The sequence below is a fragment of the Lacticaseibacillus saniviri JCM 17471 = DSM 24301 genome, assembly GCF_001311785.1.
Lineage (GTDB): Bacteria > Bacillota > Bacilli > Lactobacillales > Lactobacillaceae > Lacticaseibacillus > Lacticaseibacillus saniviri.
Genome location: NZ_BBBX01000048.1, coordinates 1 through 2577, shown reverse-complemented (window position 1 = coordinate 2577; position 2577 = coordinate 1). Strand labels below are relative to the sequence as shown.

Annotated in this window: 3 protein-coding genes and 1 pseudogene; 1 reads left to right on the top strand and 3 read right to left on the bottom strand. The window is 47.6% G+C overall.

The window, feature by feature from the left end; all coding sequences use genetic code 11:
* Window positions 1-25: 25 nt before the first annotated feature.
* Window positions 26-345 (top strand): annotated as a pseudogene (locus JCM17471_RS12990) (DMT family transporter).
* A 121-nt stretch (window positions 346-466) separates the two neighbouring features.
* On the opposite strand, the gene JCM17471_RS12985 reads toward JCM17471_RS12990, so the two are convergent.
* The 3 genes from JCM17471_RS12985 to JCM17471_RS12975 all read right to left on the bottom strand — a co-directional run.
* A complete protein-coding gene (locus JCM17471_RS12985; protein WP_054778156.1) occupies window positions 467-1147 on the bottom strand; it encodes an NADPH-dependent F420 reductase in 681 nt (226 codons plus the stop codon).
* The gene (locus tag JCM17471_RS12980; RefSeq protein WP_054778155.1) at window positions 1147-2202 is read right to left on the bottom strand and encodes an LLM class flavin-dependent oxidoreductase; all 1056 of its coding nucleotides are present in this window, start codon (window positions 2200-2202) and stop codon (window positions 1147-1149) included. Before JCM17471_RS12980 ends, JCM17471_RS12985 begins: the two co-directional genes overlap by 1 nt.
* 107 nt (window positions 2203-2309) lie before the next feature.
* On the bottom strand, window positions 2310-2577 hold a 268-nt coding region (locus JCM17471_RS12975), incomplete at its 5' end, for a hypothetical protein (protein WP_225354315.1).

The following is a 2577-nucleotide window of genomic DNA, read 5'->3' as shown; positions in this document are numbered from 1 at the left end:
CGGTAAAAATAAGGGAGAGATGATGATGGCTTGGTTATGGTTAGTGATTGCAGGATTATTTGAAGTGGTGTGGGCGTCTACAATGAAATTGAGTGTCGGGTTCACACGCATGAATTTTACTTTGTTGACGATATTAGGAATGTTGGCTAGCTTTATCTTGTTATCGCGGGCAACCAAAACACTGTCACTGAGTATCGCTTATCCTGTCTGGACAGGGATTGGTGCAGTTGGTGCGATTCTAGTCGGTGTCATCGTGTTTGGGGATCGCCTGTCCTTGATGACTTGGGTTTTGTGGTCATGTTATTGATCAGTATTATCGGCATTAAGGTGACAACGGGGCACTAATTTCCCACACAAAAAAGACGTCCTGATAAATTTGTCGGGACGTCTTTTTGATAATACATATGCTTGCGATTATTAAACTAGTTTCAGCAGTGCTCACAGCCAACCCGTGTGGTTTCGCACTCTACGCTTGTTTTGAAGCCGCGATTTGACGACCGAATTCAGTGCGGTCAAAGTTATCGATGACACGCTTCAATTCATTGTGCTTGAGACTAGCACCGAACAGGGGACTACCGGGTTCGGTCATAATGCCATCAGCCAAGTTGTAATGAATCACTTGATCAAAGCCCATGGTGTCAACGAAATGTGCCACTTCATCCACAGCTTCATGGTCATCACCGGTGACAAACAGGGCCTTGCGCTTAGGATCACCGGCTGGTCGTGCTTCTTCTTGCAGGTTGTGATACCCCATGTGATTGAACGCCTTCACAATTGTGGTGTCCTTGAAGTAAGCCTGAACCTGTTCACTCGATGTGCTGTTAGGATCGAGGACTTCTTCACGAATCCCATCGGTTTCCCACCAATAGTTCATGGCATCGATGACGAGCTTCCCTTTGAGAAGGGCGGGATCGATGTTCTTATAGCGGCTCAGTGGAATGGCCAAAATAATGATGTCGGAATTGGCCACGACATCCGCATTCTCAGAAGCAATGGCGCCAGGGACCAATGTTTTAATCGTTAAATCGATTTTGTCAACGGCACCGGAGCCAGAAATCCGAACCTCATAGCCAGCTTTCAATGCCAAACCAGCCAGAACAATGCCGACTTTACCAGCACCGATAATACCAACACGTTTGATGTCCATTACTTGGTCACCGCCTTAGAAGATAAAATCTCTTTGACACGAGGAACCACCTTTGTGGCATAGAGCTCAATCATGTGTTCACGTTGGGCAACGGTTTGGTTACCAGCACCGTAAACGAGGTCAAAACGACCCAAGTCGAGCAGGTCAATGGTCCGCGCAATCCGTTGGGCAACCTTTTCTGGGTCACCAACATAGAATGAACCTACTTCAGTTTCGGAATCGAATTGTTCCCGGCTCATTGGTGCCCAGCCGCGAGTCAATCCGATGCGGTCGAAGTTAGCCTTGATGTTCTTGAAGGCCACATCAACGGCTTCTTCTTGGCTGTCTGCGATGAAACCATGTGAGTGAACGGCGACAGGATATTCAGGCATACCCAGCTTTTCTGCCGCTGCGTGATACAGATCAACGTATGGCTTGAAGCGATCTGCCTGGCCACCGATAATGGCGATGATGACCTTGTAGCCAAAGCGGGCAGCACGGATGATGGATTCAGGAGAACCGCCGATACCGATATAGGTTTCGAGTTGACCTGATTCAGTCTTTGGATAAACATCCTGATCTTTCAAGGATGCGCGGAACTTACCGGACCAGGTGACAGGCTTTTCGGTCCGTAATTCATCGTACAACGCCAACTTTTCGTTGAACAGATCATCGTAGTCGGTCAAATCGTAGCCAAACAATGGGAATGATTCAGTGAAGGAACCACGACCAAGCATCACCTGGGCACGGCCACGGGAAAGGGCATCAAGTGTGGCAAACCGTTCATAAACGCGGACGGGATCGTCAGAACTGAGCACGGTAACCGCTGTGGCTAATTTGATTTTCTTTGTGACGGAAGCGATGGCTGCCAGAACTGTTTCTGGGCTGGATACACTGTAGTCAGGTCGGTGGTGTTCACCGACACCAATCACATCGAGACCGTATTGGTCGGCAATTTCACCTTCATGCACGATTTGGCGGATGGATTCCGCCGCGGTTTTTAAGCTACCATCTTCATTAGCGACGATATCACCAAAAGTTTCGATCCCAAATTCTAACTCATCTACATCTACCATTGTGTCTTGCCTCCGTCTGCTTTTTGCTTACTTTTTGTAAGTACATGATTAGAATAGTACAGAAAACACAGAAAGGCAAGTCTCAGTTCAAAGTTGTCTGACAAAAATTAAGCGGCCATGCGTAATAGGCGGGGTGCAAGGTCGATTACAGCCTGTTGCTCGTGGTCTGTCAGTGGTCGGTTCAACAGGCGGGGTAAGTCATCCAGCAGCTTGATGGTTTCAATCATGCCAATAGTTTCGCCCGCAGATTTAATTTTGGTCCAGCCACTCGGGCAATGAGCGCGAGTCAGCATCAATTGGTCAATTTGAATCGTTTGTTTCATGACGATCACCTCAATATCATTATACGAACAAGTGTTCGATTTCGCAACAAAA